We start from the raw sequence: 20,980 nt of genomic DNA on the forward strand, positions 1-20,980 counted from the left end.
ACTGACTGCCCCTATGCCAATTTTACTCGCCGGCAATTTCAACGGCGGTTGGTACCAACTGATACGCATCTGGCTTGCCTTCACCCTGTGGCCAGACTTTAACCGTGCCAGTGGCGTAGGCGGTTTTACCCTTGGCGCTTAACGGAAACACCATATCACCGTCCCGTACCTTGATCCGAAAGCGTGGCTCATTTTCGGCGGTGGCCAGCGTCATCCAGCACTGTTGTTTAGTACAAACCCCGGTGACTTCGCCTACTACCGTAACCTGTTGCTCCAGATAAGCCGCCGGTTTAGCCAAAATGCTGGCAACGGCGGTGATTTGTTGCTTATTGACGGTGCCACCAAAGCTAACGCTGCTTTCAGCCAGCACGTTACCGGCAAGAGCCAGGCCCAGGGCACAGAGTATAGGTTTTAACATAGCGTTCTCCTGATTCAGTTGCCTGATTGTTATGCACTGCTGGCAGAAATACAAGCGGTTTTCCGGGATAAAAAAACGCAGCATTGCGCTGCGTTTAAATACTTAGTTTAACCCTTAGCGGGCACCCGGCTCGGCAAAGCGGGTCATCCAGTCTTTCACCTGGTTATACCAATAAATCGAATTATTTGGCTTCAGGATCCAGTGGTTTTCGTCCGGGAAGTAGATCATACGCGACTCGACACCGCGGCTTTGCAGGGTGCGGAACAGCTCAAAGCCCTGCCCAACCGGGACCCGGTAGTCTAGCTGGCCATGGATCACCAGAGTCGGAGTATTAAAGTTGCCGGCATAGTAGTGTGGCGAAATGCTCTTATAGATCTCCGGGTTATCCCAGTAGTGACCAAAGCGGGTGGAGTGCACTGCAAAGTCAGCCGACATCTGCGAGTACATATTGTATACCGCGGCATGGATCAGCAGGGCTTTAAACGGATGCTCGGTACCCAGCAGAATTGACGTTAAGTAGCCGCCATAGCTGGCACCACCGGCCACCATACGCTCGCTGTCAATCCAGGGCTGATTCTGGAACCAGGCTGTGGCGGCCTGAATATCAGCCAAAGGCTTGGTGCGCCAGTCCGGGTTAATCGCATCGGTAAAGTCCTGGCCAAAGCCACTGGAACCGTGGAAGTTAGGCCAGGCGGTGACATAACCCCAGGACGCGAAGGTTTGCGCATTCCAGCGGTAGCTAAAGCTGTCGGTAATGGCATTGTGTGGGCCGCCATGGATCAGCAGGAATAACGGATACTTTTTCGATTTATCAAAACCGGCCGGGTAATGTACCCACATCTGGATGTCATTACCATCAGCACCCTTATAGGTAACCGACTCGTAACTACCCAGCTCGGTTTTTGCCAGCAACTCATCATTAAAGCTGTCCAGACGGGTAGTGCGACCGTTACGGATATCCACTTTGACCAGCCGTGCCGGGAACATAAAGCTTTCGTTGGTGGCTACCAGCACGTTATTGCCAGCCAGGGCCGGGCTGTTAAAGCTGGTGTCTTTGGTAATGGCTCTTTCTTTACCGCTGCGGGCATCAATTTGATACAGGCGGCTGGTGCCGGCGTCATCAATGCTGGCGAAGAAGCTACGGCTATCGTTGCTCCAGACAAAGTTGCTAACTGAACGATCCCAGTTGCCCGTCAGTTCGCGCGTGGTTTTCGCTGCCAGATCATAAATCATCAGCCGGGCGGTATCGCCATAAAAACCCTGAATTTTCTGCCGGCTAAAGGCTAAGCTTTTGCCATCCGGGCTAAAGCTTGGGTTGCTGTCCGGTGCTTGATTATCCGGGGTGATATTTTCTGCTTTATCGCTGCCAATAGCCGCTAAGAAAATATCAATTTTCGGATCAACGGTATTGTCTGAACCGTTAGCATTAAAGGCGATAAAGCGCTCTTGCGGGTGCACGTCGTAGCTGCTGGCGCTCTGGCTGGAGCGAGGCAGTTCCAGACCAAATTTCTGGGTTACCGGCTCAACAGTACCGCCTTTGGCCGGAATACGGAACACATGAGCCTGGCGGTTTTCGTCAATCCAGTGATCGAAATGGGAATAGGGTAAGGCGTTCCACTGCCAGGCCGAGGCTTTTTTGTCTTTGTTGGCTTTTAACTCTGCCGCCATCTCTTCCCAGTTTTTACCCGGCCAAACGCGGCTGATAAAATACAGATGCTCACCTACCCATTTAATGCCATAAACCCCGGTTGGCACTTCGGTTAAGCGCTGGGCTTCACCCGGTGTGGTTAATGGCAGCAGGTAAATCTGGCCGGCTTCATCTTTATTACGCTGGCTGATAAAGGCCAGGGTTTTGCCATCCGGCGAAAAAGTCGCTTCGCTGGCGCGCATACCATCCACCGTCAGCGGTCGCTGCTGGCCCTTGTCGTCAAATAACCATAGACGGGTATGGCCCTGATCGGCTTTCACATCAAAGCGGGTAACAGGGGCAACGATAAACTTACCGTCAGCGGAGGCTACCGGGCTGCCTATGCGCTCCAGTTGCCACATCCGCTCGACACTTAAGCTGTTATCCTGTTCGCTGCTGGCCAGTGCCGCCAGCGGTAACCACAGAAGTAACAGCCAGAGTTGCTGTAGTTTTTTCATCTTGGACTCCGGTTGTTTTTTATTGTCGCTGCGATGTTAGCACAAGTGCGGACTGGCCCAAGCCGTTTTGCCGCAGCATGCGGCGTTTTAGTCGGAAATGCCACCTGGTGGTATTGCTACTGGCTTTATGATCCGGCCGCTTGATATCTGATGTGTATTGGAAAAGTCTGTCATAGGGCCTTAGGGATTTTGCTATACTGCCGGCCGTTGTAACGCCGGATATCAGACAGCCAATGGTGAGCAAGCCCAATCAAATACAGACAACAAGCCAGTATGGCCTGGGTGATCCCGATGCCCGCTTTTGTGTTTATGTCGCGAACCGACCACCCATGCTGGAATATCAGGCTCTGGCCCAGATTCAGCCGCTATGCCGCGGCGAAATCGCGCTGATCAATCAGGCCTGCGGCAATGGCTGGCGCAAGGTGTTTAATGTTTACGCCAAGCTGCTATTTGCGCTGCCGCAAACGCCGTTGTTTACATTCCACCAGCATGCCGCCAGCTGGCAAGATTATCGCGATAGCCGGCTGTTACAAAACGGTAGTGATACTGCGCTATTATTTTCCGCACCACAGCTTGAGCCGGTAACAGATCGCATCCATATTATTGCCGGCCGCACCTTTGCCAAAGCGCTGCTGGAACAGGGATTAGCAGCACAGTTGCAGTGGCTAACTGCCGAATTTGCTATTGATAAGCGGCAACGGCTGTTGGTTTGCCCGTATTTTGACTACCGGCAGCTTAATAATGAGAAAATTGATTATCTGGTTAGCCTGATTCGGCAGTTGGAGACGTTTTAATGAACCTGTCTGCGCAGTTACAGCAGCTTTCGACTTTACTACAACCTTACCCTTTTGGTATTGGTGGCAGTTGTTTACTCTGGCAATTGGGGCTGGAGGCGAACCCGGGCGATATCGACGTGGTTTGCCGCGAGCAGGATTTCGACGCCATTTGCCAGCTGTTAGCTCAGCATTATTCACCAGAAGCCGTAACCTTTAACCCTGACTTTGTCACCCGCCACTTTGCCCGCTTTAGCCAGCCGGGGCAGCGTGATATTGAACTGATGGCCGGCATTGCCGTGCTACAGCAAGGCAGGCTAATCGAATGGACATTCCACCCGGAACGCTGCTACTGGCAAAACCAGATCTGCTTTATGCCCGCCAGCGACTGGCTGGAACTATATGGTCTGTTTAACCGCCCCAAGCGGGTGGAGACGTTACAGCGGTATTTGGCGCAGAGCAATTCACCTTGCTCCAAGCGAGATGCAGTTTGACAAGCTGCCCGAGTACGAGCATTTCAAGAATGAGCATCAGGTCGAAGTCACTTTTGTACAGTAGCGCAAAAATATCAGTGAACATGCTGATGCCAACTAAGAAGATGCAAATATTCAGAGCCCAGTTATAACCTTGAATTAAGCCCCAGATACTGCTGATTACAACAACAAAACAAGCAGAGACAAGGATAAAATTGGCGAATGAGCGTTCAATGTTGATGCTGACAGCGTCAGAGAGGTGTGGTTGAAACCAATAGAAAGCCAAGAAAAAATATGACAGCAGGTGAAACCCAAGCCCTAAAATCGCTAACAGCTTGAGCCAACCAGGTATAAGCTGAATCCGTTGTAGTTTCAGCACCACTCTTAAGCTCTCTTCGCTTGACATCTCAGATCTCCTTTCCGTTATAAAATTGATAATAGCCCAGCAGCTAGAGTCAATCAAATCTTGTACGCCATCTCAGTCTTTGCGATATAAGCAATGATCTTGGACTTTTTAGTTAATATGCTTTTACTAGCGAAAATAAACTTGGGGAGACACGGATGGCGCCACTAAATTGGAGCAGAGACCAAAGCTTAGTCGCTTTTAGTTTGTACTGGCGTTTACCTTTCGGGCGTTTTCACTCCAATAATCCCGAAATTATAAAATATGCTGCTTTAATTCAGCGCACCCCATCGGCGTTAGCAATGAAGCTCTCCAACATTGCCAGTTTAGATCCTGCCATTTTGATGACCGGTCGCTCGGGATTAAAAGCCGCATCAAAAATGGATAAAGCATTATGGCAAGAAATGCAGCAAGATTGGCCGACCTTTGTGCTTGCTATGGCGCAGGCAGAGGCAAGTTTCATTGGTGCCCAATCAGAGCAAATGCAGCAAACCGAAGACGTTAAAATCACCACTAAGCTAAGTGAAGTTCAACAGCGGGTTGGTCAGAGCTTTTTTCGTAATGCCGTATTAAGCGCTTATGATTATCGTTGCTGTATTACCGGCTTAGCAAATCCTCGTTTATTGGTAGCGAGCCATATCGTGCCATGGCGTAGTGACGAGCAAAATCGGCTTAACCCAAGTAATGGTTTGGCGCTATCAGCTCTCCACGATAAAGCTTTTGATTTGGGACTTATTACTATTAGCGAGGATTATCGAGTCATCGTTTCGACAAAGTATAAACCGACAACAGATCCGTTTTTCGATGAAACGATTTTACGCTTTAACGGGAAGCCGATTCTATTACCACAGAAATTTTTACCAGAGCCGCGATTTCTAGCCTTTCACCGAGAGCAGATTTTTGAGAAGGCAGTGTAAAGGCTGAATTTGTTTTCTACTATTTTCGTCAACATCTTGGCGATTAGACGTTTCCATGCACTGCGACCTCACTTTTACGCGCACAAAAACGCAATTTTTTACACTTTTATGCGCGTAAAAATGTTGATTTGTTTGTTTTTATGCGCATAAAAGTGTAGTGTTGTTGCTGTTTCCCTTGCTGGAGCCTGCCATGCAACGTGAGCTATTGACGACCTTACTAAACTGGAAAGCCTTGCCGGAACGCAAGCCGCTGCTAATTGACGGCGCCCGGCAGACCGGTAAAACCTACTTACTGCAAACCCTGTTTGGCCAGCATTTCCCTAGGGTACTGCGTATCGATTTTCTGGAATCGCCACAGATGGCTGATGCCTTTGCCGGCTCTTTAGTACCGCAAGATGTACTGACCAATATAGAGCTATTAACAGGCCAGCCGTTTAATCTGCAAACCGACTTATTAATCCTCGATGAAATTGGTGAATGCCCGCGTGCCGTTACCGCCCTAAAGTACTTTGCCGAGCAAACTCCGCAGGCGTTTATTGCTGCCAGTGGCTCTAATATTGGTTTGCTGAATACTTTCCCGGTGGGTAAGGTGGAACAATACAATTTACGCCCTTTAACCTTTCGCGAGTTTTTGTTGGCCGCCAATGAGCCGGCCTTACTAAAGGTGTATGACGCAGCGCAAAACTCCGCGGCTGCGCACAGCAGATTGTTTGATAAGTTAACTGATTATTACTTTACTGGTGGTATGCCGGAGGCGGTGAGCCTGTGGTTTAAATTGGTTGATCAGAGCATCTTGGAGCGGGTTAAAGCGGTTGCAAAAGTACAGGCGGATCTGCTGGCTGGTTATAGCCGGGATTTTGGTAAATATGCCGGTAAAACCGATGCGGCGCTGATAGAAGCTATTTTTACAGCTGTACCGTCACAGCTGGCAGCTGTGGTAGATGAGTCGGTTAAGCGCTTTAAATTTAAAGATGTTTATGCACGTAAATCACGTTATCAGGATCTGGAAACCGGCATTGCCTGGCTGGAAAAATGCCGTCTGGTATTAAAAAATTATCCGCTTGAAGGGTTGCCCCGCAGCCCGCTGGCTGCTTATAAAAAGGATAATATGGTAAAGCTGTTTCTGTTTGATGTCGGTCTGCTAAACCACATGCTTGGTGTAAGTTATCTGGAGCTTAAGCAGCAGAATTTTGAGTATAAAGGCTATATTGCAGAAAATTTTGTACAGCAGGAGTTGGCTGCGCTGGGGATCGATCCATGTTTTTCCTGGCATGATGCCAGAGCGGAAATTGAATTTATTCTAACTGATGCGACAGGCAATATTGTTCCGTTGGAAGTGAAAAGCGGTAAGCGCACCCGTGCCCGATCGCTGCAATCCTTTATTGAAAAATGCCAGCCGCTAAAAACGATCAAATTAACGGGAACTCAGGGCTCTTCAGCGCTGGAACAGCAACATCTGGTGTACCCACTTTATTACACCGCGCATGCCGTTACTCAGCATCTGTTGACATAAAGGTTACGCGTTATCGCTACAGGGAGCCAACTATGTCATTTTTAGAACTTAAAATCCCACCGCTGCTTTTAATGTTGTTATTCGCGCTGGCGATGTGGCTGCTGGCGCCACTTACTACGCCATTCTCTGCGCAACTGGCGCTACCGGCGTTATATACCACTGTGCTGGCGCTGTGTTTGGCGGTGACTGGTGTGGCGGTGGCACTGGCCGGGGTATTGGCGTTTCGGCGTGCTAAAACCACAGTGGATCCGCGGCTACCGCAACAAAGCTCCAGTCTGGTGCTAGTGGGCATATACCGTTATAGCCGTAACCCAATGTATCTGGGGTTTTTATTGTTGTTGGCAGCCTTTGCCTGTTATTTGCAGAGCCTACTGGCTTTGGCTTTTTTACCGCTGTTTGTACTTTACTTAAATCAGTTTCAGATAAAACCCGAGGAGCGTTTTTTACAGCAGAAGTTTGGCAAGGATTATCAGGTTTATTTACATAATGTAAGGAGATGGTTATAGCGATAATGCTTTTCTACTATTTGCCTGTCTTGCTATTTTCGTTTTTTATCAGCTGCTTGCAATTTCACTCCTATGACGTTCTTGTTGTCATGTTTCTCATATGCTAATTTTTAGTTGGCTAAAGTGTGGCCATGTAAATTAACATAAGAAAAGGACATCCATGAACATTCCATTTAAACTCTCACTGTGCGCTGTGGCGACGGCCTCCCTGCTTTTACCGCTCGATTCCATCGCACAACAACAAAATACTGAAAGCTCCGACCTGCAACAAGTTGAACGTATTGAAGTAACCGGCTCCCGGATCAAGCGTAATGATCTGGAAGGCGCCGTACCAATCACGGTGATTGACCGTGATGCCATTTCCAAGTCTGGTTTTTCTAATCTGCAACAGCTACTGGAGCGGACGCCGGTAGCTGGTGTGGGTACTTTCTCTACCCGCGGTAATAATCAGGACTCCACCGCCAATGGCGGCGCTGCCATCAGTTTGCGCGGCTTTGGTGCTGATGCTACCTTGGTGTTGATCAATGGCCGGCGGGTTGCAGTAAGTGCCTTTGCCGAAAATATTGCCAATTCCTTTGTCGATATTAATAGTATTCCGGTGGCCGCCATTGAACGGGTAGAAATCCTGAAAGATGGTGCTTCTGCCGTGTACGGCTCTGATGCCGTTGCCGGCGTGGTCAACGTGATACTGCGTAAAGATTTTGAAGGCACCGAAATCTCCTTTAGTCACGGCGGTACAACAGGGCCATCCTATGATGAAACGTCGGCCAGCATGGTGTGGGGGACTCAGGGTAAAGAGGCCAGCGCCACGCTGATTCTGGATTACTTTAAGAACACTACTATTCTGGGCTCGGAGATGGGCCGCTTTGGTACTGCCAATCAGGCACCTTATGGCGGTAATGATTTACGTTCATCGCGTGGTTATCCGGGTAACTTTATTGTCAACGGTGTCACCCGGATCGACCCGGGCTGTCCGGCAGATCAGGCTTTTGGCCAGACCTGTGTTTTTGACTATGGTCCTTTTATTATGGCTGCCACCCCTGCTGAGCGTGTAGGCGCGGTATTAATGGCCAGCCAGAACCTGGGTGCCAATACTCAGGCTTATGCCGAGTTGTCGGTACAACATAACCGGTCTAAGGCGCAGGGGGCGGCAACGCCGCTCGATGGCGATGCAGGTCTGACTGTACCGGGTACTCATCCCAACAATCCTTTTGGCACTGATATCAGAATTAACCGCTTCAGGACCGTTGATGCCGGCCCCCGTACCTGGGATATCGAGTCTGACTCATTACGCCTGGTATTGGGCGTGAAAGGCCAATTTAATGAATTGGATTGGGATATTTCAGCGCAAAAAGGCCGTAGCGAGTCGATGCAAACCGGCAGCAAGTCGCAGGGCTGGGTAAGAACCGACTTTTTACAGCAGCAGATCAACCTTGGTCGTTATAACCCCTTTGGAGGTTTCAGAAACTCTCCGGAAGTGATTGATGCGATTACTACCAGTCTGGTGCGTCGCGGCGAGTCACATCTGACCGCCTTTGATGCCAGTATCAGCGGTGATGCCTTCAAGCTGGGTGATCAGATGGTGTCGTTCGCAGCCGGCGCGGAATACCGTAAAGAAGATGCCTTTGACCAGCCGGATGATCAGTTCCAGCGTGGTTTGATTTTTGGTACCGAATCGGTATCTGCTCAGGCTGAGCGCGATCAGTATGCCGCCTATATCGAGTTTCTGGTACCACTGACCGACCAGTTAGAGTTAACCCTGGCTGGTCGCTATGATGATTACAGCGATTTTGGTTCGACCACTAACCCCCAGGTTAGTATCAAGTGGCGGCCACAGGATAACTTTACTGTACGGGCATCCTATGGTCAGGGTTTCCGGGCGCCATCACTGGCCCAGATTGGTTTAGGGCCGTCGCAGGAGTCGGTATTCTTTACTGATACTTTCCGTTGCCCTACCCCTGATGCCAGCAATCCGGCGTGTGCTGCAACTGACTATACCATCGTCTTTGTCGGCGGTGAGGGCTTACAACCGGAAGAGTCCGAGACCTTTAATATCGGCTTTGTCTGGCAGGTCACTGATCAGTTTGATATCAGTGCGGATGTGTGGAGCATCACTCAGGATAATAAAATCGACAAAAACGACTATGAAAACGTGTACGCTGCGGAGTGTAACCGTCAAAACAGTACCCTCTGTGTAAGGTTAGCGCCTTTGCCGGGTCAAACGCTGGGAGAACTGTCACGGATCTTCAATAGCTACATTAATATCAGCTCGCAGGAAGCCAGGGGCTTGGATCTGTCAACGGCTTACCGCTTCAATCTGCAGCAGTATGGTGCCTTGCGGCTTAGCCTGGACTACTCCTACACCGATTCATTTAAGAAGAACGGTATCGAGTACGCCGGCGAGTACAACTATCCGCAGCATCGCTGGTTAGCGACTGCCGACTGGAGCTACGGCGATTGGGGTCTGGTGACCAGCCTGAACTATGTGGGTGCCTTTGAAGATTATGCACCTCCGGCCGAAGTGATGAGCACCAAAACCCGCACCGTTAGTGCCCAGGCATTGCTGGATATTCAGGGCCGTTACAGTCTGAACAGCAATACCACTCTAATGCTGGGGATGAACAATGCGCTGGATAAGGATCCGCCATTTGCGATTGGTGATGGTGATGCCGATCTGTATGGCTATGCCTCTAAAGTGCACAACCCTCGCGGCCGCTTTATTTACGGTAAGATCAATTACCGTTTCTAATTCGCTCGTTAGCCAAACCAAGGCAGCACTGTTGTGCTGCCTTAATCGCTTTATCCCAACATCGGTTTTAAATATTTCCCCGTGTAAGATTTCTCACAAGCGGCTACCTGCTCCGGCGTGCCGGCAATCAGGATTTCGCCGCCGCCGCTGCCACCTTCCGGGCCTAAGTCGACAATCCAGTCGGCGGTTTTAATCACATCCAGATTGTGTTCAATTACCACTATGGTATTGCCGTGATCGCGTAGCCGGTGCAGTACATTCAGCAGCTGCTGGATATCGTAAAAATGCAGGCCGGTAGTAGGTTCATCGAGAATATACAGAGTTTTACCGGTATCGCGTTTACTCAGCTCGCGTGCCAGTTTTACCCGTTGTGCTTCACCGCCGGATAAAGTGGTCGCCGACTGTCCGAGCTTAATATAGGACAGGCCAACATCCATCAGGGTTTGTACCTTACGCTTAATCGCCGGGATGGCGTCAAAGAAATCCAGCGCATCTTCCACCGTCATATCCAGCACTTGGTGGATATTCTTGCCTTTATATTTAATTTCCAGCGTTTCGCGGTTATAGCGTTTGCCCTTACAGACATCGCAGGGCACATACACATCGGGTAAAAAATGCATTTCCACTTTAATGACGCCGTCGCCCTGACAGGCCTCACAGCGCCCACCTTTGACGTTAAAACTAAAGCGGCCGACCTGATAGCCGCGTGAGCGCGCTTCCTGGGTACCGGCAAACAGCTCGCGTACGCCGGTAAAAATACCGGTGTAGGTCGCGGCGTTCGATCGCGGCGTGCGACCAATCGGGCTTTGATCGATATCGATTACTTTATCAAAATGCTCCAGCCCGCTTACCGCCTTATAGGGCGCCGGATCGTCACCCTCGGCTTTATTTAATACCCGGTGGGCGATGCGGAACAGCGTATCGTTGATCAGTGTCGACTTCCCGGAGCCAGACACCCCGGTAACACAGGTCATCAGACCAAAGGGAATGGCGAGATCGACGTTTTTCAGGTTATTGCCTGTGGCGCCGGTCAGCTTTAACCATTTATCATTCAGCGGCGTACGCTTCGCTGGCACCGCGATTTTGCGCGCCCCCGACATATACTGGCCGGTCAGTGACTCTTCTACCGCCATCACCTGTTGCAGCGTGCCCTGCGCTACGATATTGCCGCCATGCACGCCAGCGCCGGGGCCGATATCAATAATATAGTCCGCGGCCCGCACGGCATCTTCGTCATGCTCAACCACGATCACGGTATTACCCAGATCGCGCAGATGATTCAGCGTCGCCAGTAAGCGGTCGTTATCACGCTGGTGCAAACCGATAGAGGGCTCATCCAGCACATACATCACGCCAACTAAACCGGCGCCGATCTGGCTGGCTAAACGGATGCGCTGTGCTTCGCCGCCAGACAGGGTTTCGGCGCTGCGTGACAGGTTCAGGTAGTTAAGGCCGACATTCACCAGAAACTGCAGCCGATCCTGAATTTCTTTTAATACCTTTTCGGCAATTTTGGCTTTCTGGCCGGTTAAACTCAGTTGCTGGAAAAACGCCAGACAGTCGCCAATCGCCAGTTCTACCACTTGCGGTAAGGTGGTTTTACCGATAAAGACATGGCGGGCTTCGGTACGTAGCCGGGTGCCATGACAGCTAGGACAAGGCTGGCTGGCCAGATATTTACTCAGTTCTTCGCGTACCGAGTTCGATTCGGTTTCGCGGTAGCGGCGCTCCATATTCGGCAAAATACCCTCAAACGGATGGCTGCGCAGCACAATATCGCCACGGTCATTCAGGTATTTAAAGTCGATAATGGTATGGCCGCTGCCATACAGGATAACGTCCTGCTGCTTTTTACTCAGGCTGTTAAAGGGCACATCCAGCTGAAAATTGTAGTGCTCAGACAGTGCCTTTAGCATCTGAAAATAATAGAAGTTACGCTTATCCCAACCCCGGATCGCCCCGCCAGCCAGACTCAGCTCATCACTGACCACCACTTTTTTCGGGTCGAAGAATTGCTTCACGCCCAAACCATCGCAGCTGGGGCAGGCACCGGCCGGGTTATTAAAGGAAAACAGCCGTGGCTCCAGCTCGGTCATGGAGTAACCGCAAGTCGGGCAGGCATAGTTGGCGGAAAACACCAGCTCTTCAGCATCAGGCTGGTCCATCAGCGCCACCCGCGCCACGCCGCCCGACAGTTGCAGTGCGGTTTCGAACGACTCGGCCAGCCGCAGTTTAATATCATCCCGCACCTTAATGCGGTCCACTACCACTTCAATGGTGTGCTTTTTCTGCAGATCTAACTTTGGCGGATCGGACAGATCGCAAATTTCGCCGTCAATCCGCGCCCGCACATAGCCCTGTGCTGCCAGATTTTCCAGCGTTTTAACATGCTCACCTTTGCGCTCCTGCACCACCGGTGCCAACACCATCAGCTTGGTACCTTCCGGAAATTCGGTGGCTTTATCCACCATCTCGCTAATGGTTTGCGCGGCGAGGGGCAGATCATGCTCCGGGCAACGCGGCTCGCCGACCCGCGCAAATAATAAGCGCAGATAATCGTAAATTTCGGTAATGGTACCCACAGTAGAGCGCGGGTTATGGGAGGTCGACTTTTGTTCAATCGAGATCGCCGGTGACAAGCCTTCAATATGATCGACATCCGGCTTTTCCATCAGGCTTAAAAACTGCCGGGCATAGGCCGACAGCGATTCGACATAGCGGCGTTGCCCTTCGGCATACAGGGTATCAAAGGCCAGCGACGATTTACCGGAGCCGGATAAACCTGTTACCACGATCAGTTTGTCGCGTGGCAGGGTTAGCGAAATATTCTTCAGGTTGTGGGTGCGGGCGCCGCGGATCTCAATTTTGTCCATGGTGGTTCCATTTAGCCGGATAATGCTGTACAAATATACACTAGGCTGCGCAGTAATTGCCAGCGACAAGCGGATTAAAGCTGCTTATACGCTGCCGATCTGGCTTTGGCCCGCTATCGGCAGCATTTCACTGTTGCAATGGCAGGCATTGCTGTGGGCGCTGCCGCCGGCCGGCTTTTTTATGCTAAACTGCCGCCCTGTTTATTTTGAACCTCTGGTGTTAGCTGTTCGCATGCATCATTTGAATGCCCTGGAAAAGCGCGCCGCCGTAGCGCTGGCGCTGGTGTTTTCTACCCGTATGCTCGGGCTCTTTATGCTATTGCCGGTGTTTGCGCTGTACGGCGAACAGCTGGCCGGTTTTTCCCCGCTGTGGATCGGGTTAGCGATTGGCGCCTATGGTTTAACCCAGGCGATTTTACAAATTCCTTTTGGTTGGCTGTCGGACAAAATTGGCCGACATAGAGTTATGCTGCTGGGCTTAGCGCTGTTTGTGCTGGGTTCGGTCGTGGCAGCGCTGGCAGAGTCCGTTTATCTGGTGACGCTGGGCCGGGTATTGCAGGGTGCCGGGGCGATTTCCGGTGCGGTATTGGCATTGGCAGCCGATCTAACGCGCGAAGAGCAGCGGCCGAAAGTGATGGCGATTATCGGCGCCACCATCGGTTTATCCTTTGCCTTGGCAATGGTACTGGGGCCATTATTGGCGAAACTGGCCGGTTTAAGTGGCGTGTTCTGGTTTACTGCGGTAATGGCGGTGGCGGCCATGTTGTTGGTTGCTTTCGTGGTGCCGAAAAGTGTCAGTAAGGCACCGGCTGCCGAAACCTTAGCTTTACCGCAAAGTTTGGCTGCGATGTTCCGGCATCGGCAATTATTACAGCTGGACTTAGGCGTATTATTGTTGCACCTGATGCTTACGGCGATGTTTGTTGCACTACCGCCGCTACTGGCGTCGCAGCAGTTCGCGGCAGAGCAGCATTGGCAGCTGTATTTACCGGTATTATTGCTGTCGTTTGTATTTATGGTGCCGATGATGCTTATTGCGATGCGCCGGCAGCAGGAAAAACGGTATTTTTTAATAAATATACTATTATTAGTTATTGCGATGTTAATCGCTTGGCAGGCAAACAGCTTCTGGTTGTTGGCGCTGGCGCTACTGGTATTTTTTACCGGCTTTAATTTTCTGGAAGCCAGTTTACCGGCAATGGTGTCGCGGGTGGCACCCGCCGGCCAGCGTGGCAGTGCGATGGGGATTTACTCCAGCAGCCAGTTTTTCGGTGCCTTTTTAGGCGGCTTGCTGGGTGGTGCTATCGCCCAGCACTTTGGTTTTATGGCGGTGTATGGCGCCCTGGCAGTAATTGGTTTAGTATGGCTTATCATAGCCAGCACCATGCAGGTGCCCGCCCGTGCCCAGCGCTTATCGCTACCGGTTGCTGTCAGCACTGAGCAGCAAGCCGGCCAGCTGGCAGCCAGGCTCAGTAGCCTGGCCGGGGTACAGGAAGTCACTATTTTATTGGCCGATCAGCGCTGCTACCTGAAAGTCAGTTCGCAGCAGTTTGACATCGCACAGGCTCAGTCTTTGATTGCCGCTGGCAATCAGTAACAATTTTGCAGGAGAAATACGCATGGCGCGTGGAATTAACAAAGTCATTTTAATCGGTAATCTGGGCCAGGATCCGGAAGTCCGTTATATGCCGCAGGGCGGCGCCGTCGCTAACCTGAGCATTGCGACCTCTGAAAGCTGGAAAGATAAAGCTACCGGCGAAATGAAAGAGCAAACCGAATGGCACCGGGTCGTGATTTACCAGCGTCTGGCAGAAATTGCCGGCGAATATCTGCGTAAAGGCTCTAAGGTGTATATCGAGGGCAAGCTGAAAACCCGTAAGTGGCAGGATCAGCAAGGCGTAGAGCGTTACACCACCGAAATCGTTGCCAATGAGCTGCAAATGTTGGACGGTCGTGGCGAAGGCCAGGGTGGCGGCATGGGTGGTGGAATGGGCGGCGGCCAGCAAGGTTATCAGCCGCGGGCGCCACAACAAGCCGCACCGCAGCAAGCTGCCTATCAGGGCGCACCACAACAGAATTTCCAGCCGCAAGGTAATTATCAAAAGCCGGCACAGCCACAAGGTGGCTTCCAGCAACAACCGCCAGCGCAGCAGCGTCCGCCGATGGAACCACCAATCGACTTTGATGACGATATCCCGTTCTAAGGTTGTTAACTAAGCCCCTGCCACAGGGGCTTTTTTCTGCTTGCTATTCAATAGCGTCAGTGTCTATAGTCAGAGTAGTGCTCAGCAGGAAGCGCCACTATGACACCGCATTCACATCATCATTCTCACTCACACTCGCAGCACCCGCACTCGCAGCGTCAGCACGGTCATGGGTCTCATCGGCATTGCCATGGTTTAGCATCGACAGAGGATAGCGGTAGCCGGCTGGGTTGGGCGTTTTTTCTGAATCTGGGTTTTACCATTATTGAGTTTATTGGCGGCTGGCTGACTAATAGCACGGCCATTATGGCTGATGCGATTCATGATCTTGGCGATAGTCTGGCGCTGGGCAGTGGCTGGCTGCTGTATAAGCTGGGTAAAAAGGCGCCCACCGCACATTACACCTATGGTTATCGCCGGCTCAGTTTATTTGGTGCTTTGTTAAATTGTTTAATTCTGATTGGCGGTTCAATCTGGATCCTGGCAAAAGCCATCCCGCGACTCAGTGAGCCGGTGATGCCGCTGACTGAAGGCATGATGGCGCTGGCCGTGCTCGGCGTAACCGTAAACGGTTTTGCCGCCTATAAACTCAGTGGCGGCAAAACCCTGAATGAGCGGGTACTGAACTGGCATTTACTGGAAGATGTGCTGGGCTGGGTCGCCGTGCTGCTGGCGGCGCTGGTGATGCATTTTGTCGACTGGCCAATTATTGACCCGCTGTTATCGATCGCCTTTACCTTGTTTATTCTGTTTAATGTGCTGCGCAATTTACGCAGCACGGCGCGACTGTTTTTTCAGGCGGTACCGGATACCGCCTTACTGGCGCAGATCGAACAACGTTTACTCACCCAGCCGCAGGTGCGTGAAGTGCATCATTTACACCTATGGTCGCTGGATGGTGAGCAGCATGTGCTCAGTGCGCATTTGGTAGTAGAGCTGGAAGAACTGAGCCAGTATCAGCAGTTAAAAAGCCAGGTTGAGCAGCTACTCAGCGACTTTTCACTACTGAATACTACGATAGAAATTGAGCTGGCCACTGAAGCTTGCCGTGATCGACGGCATTAGTGTGCCCGCACTCCAACTCCCTGTTGTTGTGCCAGTAACTGGCGGAAGGTTTCGGCGGGTACCGGCTTACTAAAATAGTAACCCTGATAGTAGTTACAGCTCATTTGTTGTAGCATCACCAGTTGCTCAGCGGTTTCAACACCTTCTGCCAGCACTTCAAACCGCAGTGTATGCCCTAACTCAATAATTGCCTTGGTAATTTGCTGATTATCCGGGTTGGTGGTCATATTGCAGATAAAACGCCGGTCTACTTTCAGGATATCCAGCGGCAGGCGCTGCAAATATGCGAGGGAGGAATAGCCGGTACCAAAATCGTCAATTGCCAATCTGACGCCGGTAGCCCGTAACTGCTGCATAGTTTCGATAACCTTGTCCTCGTCCTGCATCAGGGCGCTTTCGGTCACCTCCAGTTCCAGGAACTTAGCCGGAAAGCCGGTCTCCGCTAACAAGGTTCTAACTTGTTGTCCCAGTTCGCCGCGGCTAAATTGGTGAGCTGAGACATTGACCGCCAGGCTTATGGCGGGCAGACCCTCGTCCAGCCAGGCTTTGCCTTGCACGCAGGCTTGCTGCAATACCTGGATCCCCAGAGCATGAATAAGGCCCGAGCTTTCAGCCAGTGGAATAAAAATTTCCGGGCTGACAAAGCCCAGTTCAGGATCACGCCAGCGTAGCAACAGCTCTGCACCTATTATCCTGCCTGTTGCCACCTCCAGTTGCGGCTGATAATAACAATGTAATTGCCCGGTTTTAATGGCGTTACGTAACCGGCCTTCCAAAACCAGTCGCTGTCTGGCTTGGGCGGTTAGCTGGTCACTATAATAATAATAAGTATTACGGCCTTCAGCCTTGGCTTTATAAAGAGCCGCGTCGGCACCCTGTAGCAGGGCTTCGACGTTGTCGTGATGTTGCGGAAACAGGCTGATACCAATTGAGGCAGCCGCACTAAGCTCCAAATCCGGCGGTAACATCAGGGTTTGCTGCATGGTGCGCAGCAGTTCCTGTGCAAAACGGGCGGCATCTTCCGGTTGCTCCAGATGTTCGATCAAAATAGCAAACTCATCACCGCCCAGACGGGCCAGGGTATCAGTATCGCGGCAGCAAATCCTAAGCTTCTCAGCAACTTGCTTCAGTAGCTGATCACCAACATTATGGCCGTAAGAGTCGTTGATATTCTTGAAGTTATCCAGATCCAGAATCAGTACCGCCAGTTGTAACTGCTCACGGCGAGCGACTTTCAATGCCTGTTCCAATTGATTGGCAAAGAAGTGCCGGTTCGGCAGGTGGGTCAGCGGGTCATATTGCGCCAGAAACGCCAGCTGGGCTTCCTGCTGTTTATAGGTGGTCAGGTCAATGTCGATACAATAGATTTGCGGCTTTTTATCCGGCAAGATCACCACTGCATGCGAAGAATACACGGTAACCGGGCTGCCGTCCTTGCGTTTTAATACCAGCTCTTCAGCATGGCGGGCCTCGCCGCTGCTGGCCATCTGGCTTACTGCCTCCCTGACACCATCCTGCATTTTTTCCGGAATAATCAGATCCAGCAAATTACGGCCGATGGCTTCCTGGCTGCTGTAGCCGTACACCAGCTCACTGCCTTTATTCCAGAACAAGGTAGTACCATCTTCATCATAGCCCTGCACCGAGATCGTCGGCATGCTATCGAGCAGGGTACGAAAGCGCAGCTCACTCTCTTCCAGTTTTAGCTGCGCCAACTTCACATCCGAAATATCCTGAATAACAGACACAAAAAAAGTGTCGGAGATATCGGTGGCGGCAATTAATGACACGGACAATCTGGCCCAGATCACCTGGCCGTCCTTACGCAAATAGCGTTTTTCTAAAGAGTAGTGCTGACGCAGGCCACTTAAGGTCTCTTCTACTAATGCCTGGTCACGGGCTAAATCCATAGGGTGTGTTAACTGCTGGAAGCTCAGTTCCCGTAGTTCTGCCATGCTGTAACCCAGCAGACGACACAATTCCTGATTAACGCGCAAGAACTGACCGCTGGGGCTGACATGGGCAATACCGGCGGCCGCTTTTTCAATGGTCTGGTCCAGAATATACTCGGACTTGGTCAGAGAGCGCGAGAAATGCAGGCGTTGCTTGAGTAGCAGCCAGGCCAGTGCGGCGGTTAGCGCAATATAAAAATAGCCTTTATAGCTTTGATAACGGGACAACGTTTGTGGATCGTCAGCCAAAGTCAACAGTAATTGGTCGCTAAAGGTGATCCATAGCGCACCAAATAACAGGTAGATCAAGGCACCGAACAGAGGGTAATAGCGGAGCTTGTTGAGTTTAGCGTCCAATTGCTTCATAGCGTGTGGCGTTGTCCAGACAGATATTGCGAACCCTTTGCTATCAAGCATAGCTTAATTTTACTAACTGTATGGCGCTAGTGATAAAAAACGGGCTTAACGCCCGTTTTAAATCTCGCTGCAGACTACGACAGCATTAGAACGAATACACCAGTGTTAAAGAGGTTTGGGTATCAGTGCGCTTTTTATCAACCGGTACATCAGAGTCATTTTGTACCAAAAAGGCGGCTTTCATCTGCATGGCACCGTTGATCCGGGCACTTAGCGCCGTTTCGGCAATGGTACGGGTATTATCATCACCGTACTCGACACTCAGCGTTTGGGTAAAGGTCGCTGATTCACTCAGCGTCCATTTATAGGATGCAGCAGCACGGGCCAATAAACCGTTCTCGGTTTCATCATTGGCACGTTTAGCGGTGTAATAACCGGGACCGATCTCAACATCCAGTGACTGCTGTTCCAGATTTAACAGCCGGGTACCATAACCGGCCGCCAGCGTGGTGTAGCGGGTATAGGCACCAAACTTATCATCGGTGTAAGAACCCAATACAAACAAGTTATCGTGCTCTTCAGTCAGCTTATAAGCACCTTTGGCAGACACCAGATAGCGCTCGGCAGAGCGCTCTTTAATCTTGTTGCCATCGGCATCGGTTTTCTGATCTTCTTTAAAAAATGCACTCAGAATATACTGGTTGCTCCATTTGCGCAGATCTTGCTTTGCATCCAGCTTACCGGTAATCGAGGTACCCTCGGTGTTACCGGTAGTGGTAATGGCACCCAGCTCAGCAGAGGTGGTCCAGACTTTCTTATCGGCGGCCTGCGCCTGAGTGGTCGCGGCCAGCGCTGCCAGCATCGCGATAGTTAATGTTTTCATACAGCTTCCTTTACGTCTTTCTTGATATGTACATCCATTTGCGGGAATGGAATACCAATACCTTGCTCGTCGAAGGTTAATTTCACTTTTTCCAGCGTGTCCCAGTACACGCCCCAGTAGTCTTCGGTTTTTACCCAGGGCCGGACAATAATATTGACCGAGGAGTCCGCCAGCTCTGAGACCCGGATATTTGGCGCCGGTTCCGGCAATACCCGCGGATCGTCCTGAATAATCTGCTGTAGAATAGTTTTGGCTTTGCGTAAGTCCGAGTCGTAACTGATCCCGATCACCAGATCGACACGCCGGGTGCTTTCGGCAGAGAAATTGGTAATATGGCCGCCGGTAATCTTCGCATTCGGCACTATTACCCTTTTGTTGTCCGGCGTTTTCATAATGGTCTGAAAGATTTCGATCTTATCGACGGTGCCAGTAATGCCGCCGGCATCAATAAAGTCGCCTGATTTAAATGGCCGGAACAGAATAATCAGTACGCCGGAAGCAAAGTTCGCCAGCGAGCCTTGTAGCGCCAAACCAACGGCCAGACCCGCGGCACCTAAAATGGCAATAAAGGACGTGGTTTGTACCCCAATCTGTGACAGTGCCATCAAGGCCGTGGCGATCATCAGGATCGCATACAGGATACTGGACAGGAAGGAGACAACGGCTTTATCTATTTTGCGGGATAACAAGCCTTTTTCCATCAACCCAGACACACTACGGGCGATGATGCGGCCGACATAGAAAATCACAATAGCTGCGATAAGTTGTAGCAAATATCCCAGCAGTACTTCGTGGTTTTGCTGAAATAACTCGGTAATTTGCTCCATAGGTTCACTCCTGTGAAAGTGGTTCGAACCGGCATAGTATCATAAAATCTCGCCAATTTTGGCTGGCAAGTGAGCATTTGCCGCTATACTGGGGCTAGCAGCTAAAAAAAGCGCTTGGTAGCCGGTGTGCTTTTTGGTTAAAATAGCTCTTCGCGGTGGTGACTGTAGCTCAGTTGGTAGAGCCCCGGATTGTGATTCCGGTTGTCGTGGGTTCGAGCCCCATCAGTCACCCCACTTTTCTGCCTGCAACCCTGCTGCGCCCCCTGCTATACTTGACTAACATTTAGTCTGTTCTGGCAAACCATGGACTTAACTTCGTTACAGCAACAATTACAGCAACCCAAACTGGCTCCGGTTGAGCAATGGGATCCGCCTTTTTGTGGCGATTTACCGCTTCGCATTGATAGTCAGGGCCGCTGGTGGTATCAGGACGGCGAAATTACCCGTCCGGGCCTGATTAAACTCTTTGCGTCAGTGTTAATCCGCCAGGGTGATGATTATTTTTTACAGACGCCGGCAGAAAAGGTGCGGATCCAGGTGGAGGATGCGCCCTTTGTCGCAGTGAGTAGCGACTGGCAAGGCGGCCCTACTGGCCCAGAGCTGTGGTTAACCACTAATCTGCAAGACAAAATTCCGGTCTGTGCTGACTACCCGCTGTTGTTACAGCAGCATGGCGGACAGCAACTACCTTACCTGATGCTATGGCGCGGCCTGTCGGCCCGTTTACACCGAAATCTGTATTATCAGTTGTTAGATCAGGCGCAGCTGCAACAGGATGGCGCTGGTAGTCGTGCAGTACTCTACAGTGGTGGGCAACCTTATCTGCTGGCATCTTCGGATGAGCTGCCCGGGTAGCGGTTCAATGCTGTGACAGCGCGGCTTATCGCAAATTCTGGTCAGATATCGCAAGCCAATTGCGGGG

General features: G+C 51.1%; 17 protein-coding genes and 1 tRNA gene. 11 read left to right on the forward strand and 7 right to left on the reverse strand.

The window, feature by feature from the left end:
* Positions 1–22 precede the first annotated feature (22 nt).
* Together A9165_RS10965 and A9165_RS10970 are read right to left on the reverse strand one after the other, a co-directional pair.
* Positions 23–418, reverse strand: coding sequence for a DUF4920 domain-containing protein (locus tag A9165_RS10965; RefSeq protein ID WP_065955899.1), 396 nt, complete (start codon positions 416–418; stop codon positions 23–25).
* Positions 419–532: 114 nt separating this feature from the next.
* On the reverse strand, positions 533–2,563 hold the full coding sequence (locus A9165_RS10970) for a S9 family peptidase (RefSeq protein ID WP_065955900.1): 2,031 nt from the start codon (positions 2,561–2,563) through the stop codon (positions 533–535).
* A gap of 233 nt (positions 2,564–2,796) precedes the next feature.
* Between A9165_RS10970 and A9165_RS10975 the strand changes: the two genes are divergently transcribed.
* Together A9165_RS10975 and A9165_RS10980 are read left to right on the forward strand one after the other, a co-directional pair.
* The gene (locus tag A9165_RS10975) at positions 2,797–3,357 is read left to right on the forward strand and encodes a hypothetical protein (RefSeq protein WP_008950442.1); all 561 of its coding nucleotides are present in this window, start codon (positions 2,797–2,799) and stop codon (positions 3,355–3,357) included.
* Positions 3,357–3,830: a hypothetical protein gene (locus A9165_RS10980; RefSeq protein WP_008950443.1), complete on the forward strand. Its 474-nt coding sequence runs from the start codon at positions 3,357–3,359 to the stop codon at positions 3,828–3,830. The genes A9165_RS10975 and A9165_RS10980 overlap by 1 nt, the downstream gene beginning before the upstream one ends.
* On the opposite strand, the gene A9165_RS16790 is transcribed toward A9165_RS10980, so the two are convergent.
* Positions 3,748–4,215 (reverse strand): hypothetical protein, encoded by a 468-nt coding sequence (locus A9165_RS16790; RefSeq protein WP_138984215.1) that lies wholly within the window; start codon positions 4,213–4,215, stop codon positions 3,748–3,750. The genes A9165_RS10980 and A9165_RS16790 overlap by 83 nt on opposite strands.
* Before the next feature lie 155 nt (positions 4,216–4,370).
* Here A9165_RS16790 and A9165_RS10985 point away from each other — a divergent pair, with 155 nt between their 5' ends.
* The 4 genes from A9165_RS10985 (at position 4,371) to A9165_RS11000 (ending at position 9,897) form a co-directional block, all read left to right on the forward strand.
* Complete coding sequence (locus tag A9165_RS10985; RefSeq protein ID WP_065955901.1) at positions 4,371–5,129, forward strand: HNH endonuclease; 759 nt, start codon at positions 4,371–4,373, stop codon at positions 5,127–5,129.
* A gap of 190 nt (positions 5,130–5,319) precedes the next feature.
* On the forward strand, positions 5,320–6,642 hold the full coding sequence (locus A9165_RS10990; protein ID WP_065955902.1) for an ATP-binding protein: 1,323 nt from the start codon (positions 5,320–5,322) through the stop codon (positions 6,640–6,642).
* A gap of 32 nt (positions 6,643–6,674) precedes the next feature.
* Positions 6,675–7,148 carry an isoprenylcysteine carboxylmethyltransferase family protein gene (locus A9165_RS10995; protein ID WP_065955903.1) on the forward strand — a complete coding sequence of 158 codons (474 nt, stop codon included), beginning with the start codon at positions 6,675–6,677 and terminating at the stop codon, positions 7,146–7,148.
* A gap of 160 nt (positions 7,149–7,308) precedes the next feature.
* Positions 7,309–9,897 (forward strand): TonB-dependent siderophore receptor, encoded by a 2,589-nt coding sequence (locus A9165_RS11000; protein ID WP_008950447.1) that lies wholly within the window; start codon positions 7,309–7,311, stop codon positions 9,895–9,897.
* 50 nt (positions 9,898–9,947) lie between these two features.
* Here the strand turns inward: A9165_RS11000 and uvrA are convergent, their stop codons facing one another.
* The gene (gene uvrA, locus A9165_RS11005; protein ID WP_065955904.1) at positions 9,948–12,770 is read right to left on the reverse strand and encodes an excinuclease ABC subunit UvrA; all 2,823 of its coding nucleotides are present in this window, start codon (positions 12,768–12,770) and stop codon (positions 9,948–9,950) included.
* A 22-nt stretch (positions 12,771–12,792) separates the two neighbouring features.
* On the opposite strand from uvrA, the gene A9165_RS11010 reads away from it, so the two are divergent.
* The 3 genes from A9165_RS11010 (at position 12,793) to A9165_RS11020 (ending at position 16,039) form a co-directional block, all read left to right on the forward strand.
* Positions 12,793–14,367 (forward strand): MFS transporter, encoded by a 1,575-nt coding sequence (locus A9165_RS11010; RefSeq protein ID WP_065955926.1) that lies wholly within the window; start codon positions 12,793–12,795, stop codon positions 14,365–14,367.
* A gap of 22 nt (positions 14,368–14,389) precedes the next feature.
* Positions 14,390–14,974: a single-stranded DNA-binding protein gene (gene ssb / locus A9165_RS11015; RefSeq protein WP_008606349.1), complete on the forward strand. Its 585-nt coding sequence runs from the start codon at positions 14,390–14,392 to the stop codon at positions 14,972–14,974.
* 99 nt (positions 14,975–15,073) lie between these two features.
* Entirely contained in the window at positions 15,074–16,039 is a 966-nt protein-coding gene (locus A9165_RS11020; RefSeq protein ID WP_176714620.1) for a cation diffusion facilitator family transporter, read from the forward strand.
* Here the strand turns inward: A9165_RS11020 and A9165_RS11025 are convergent.
* From A9165_RS11025 to A9165_RS11035, 3 genes are all read right to left on the reverse strand, one after another.
* The gene (locus A9165_RS11025) at positions 16,036–18,357 is read right to left on the reverse strand and encodes a bifunctional diguanylate cyclase/phosphodiesterase (protein WP_065955905.1); all 2,322 of its coding nucleotides are present in this window, start codon (positions 18,355–18,357) and stop codon (positions 16,036–16,038) included. The two genes, A9165_RS11020 and A9165_RS11025, sit on opposite strands and share 4 nt — an antisense overlap.
* A gap of 136 nt (positions 18,358–18,493) precedes the next feature.
* Positions 18,494–19,231: a YdiY family protein gene (locus A9165_RS11030; RefSeq protein WP_065955906.1), complete on the reverse strand. Its 738-nt coding sequence runs from the start codon at positions 19,229–19,231 to the stop codon at positions 18,494–18,496.
* A complete protein-coding gene (locus A9165_RS11035) occupies positions 19,228–20,058 on the reverse strand; it encodes a mechanosensitive ion channel domain-containing protein (protein WP_008950474.1) in 831 nt (276 codons plus the stop codon). Before A9165_RS11035 ends, A9165_RS11030 begins: the two co-directional genes overlap by 4 nt.
* A gap of 158 nt (positions 20,059–20,216) precedes the next feature.
* On the opposite strand from A9165_RS11035, the gene A9165_RS11040 reads away from it, so the two are divergent.
* Both A9165_RS11040 and A9165_RS11045 read left to right on the forward strand, forming a co-directional pair.
* Positions 20,217–20,292, forward strand: a tRNA-His gene (locus A9165_RS11040).
* Positions 20,293–20,361: 69 nt separating this feature from the next.
* Positions 20,362–20,913 carry a DUF1285 domain-containing protein gene (locus A9165_RS11045; RefSeq protein WP_065955907.1) on the forward strand — a complete coding sequence of 184 codons (552 nt, stop codon included), beginning with the start codon at positions 20,362–20,364 and terminating at the stop codon, positions 20,911–20,913.
* Positions 20,914–20,980 lie beyond the last annotated feature (67 nt).

It is taken from the genome of Alishewanella sp. HH-ZS (assembly GCF_001704375.1).
Taxonomy (GTDB): domain Bacteria; phylum Pseudomonadota; class Gammaproteobacteria; order Enterobacterales; family Alteromonadaceae; genus Alishewanella; species Alishewanella aestuarii.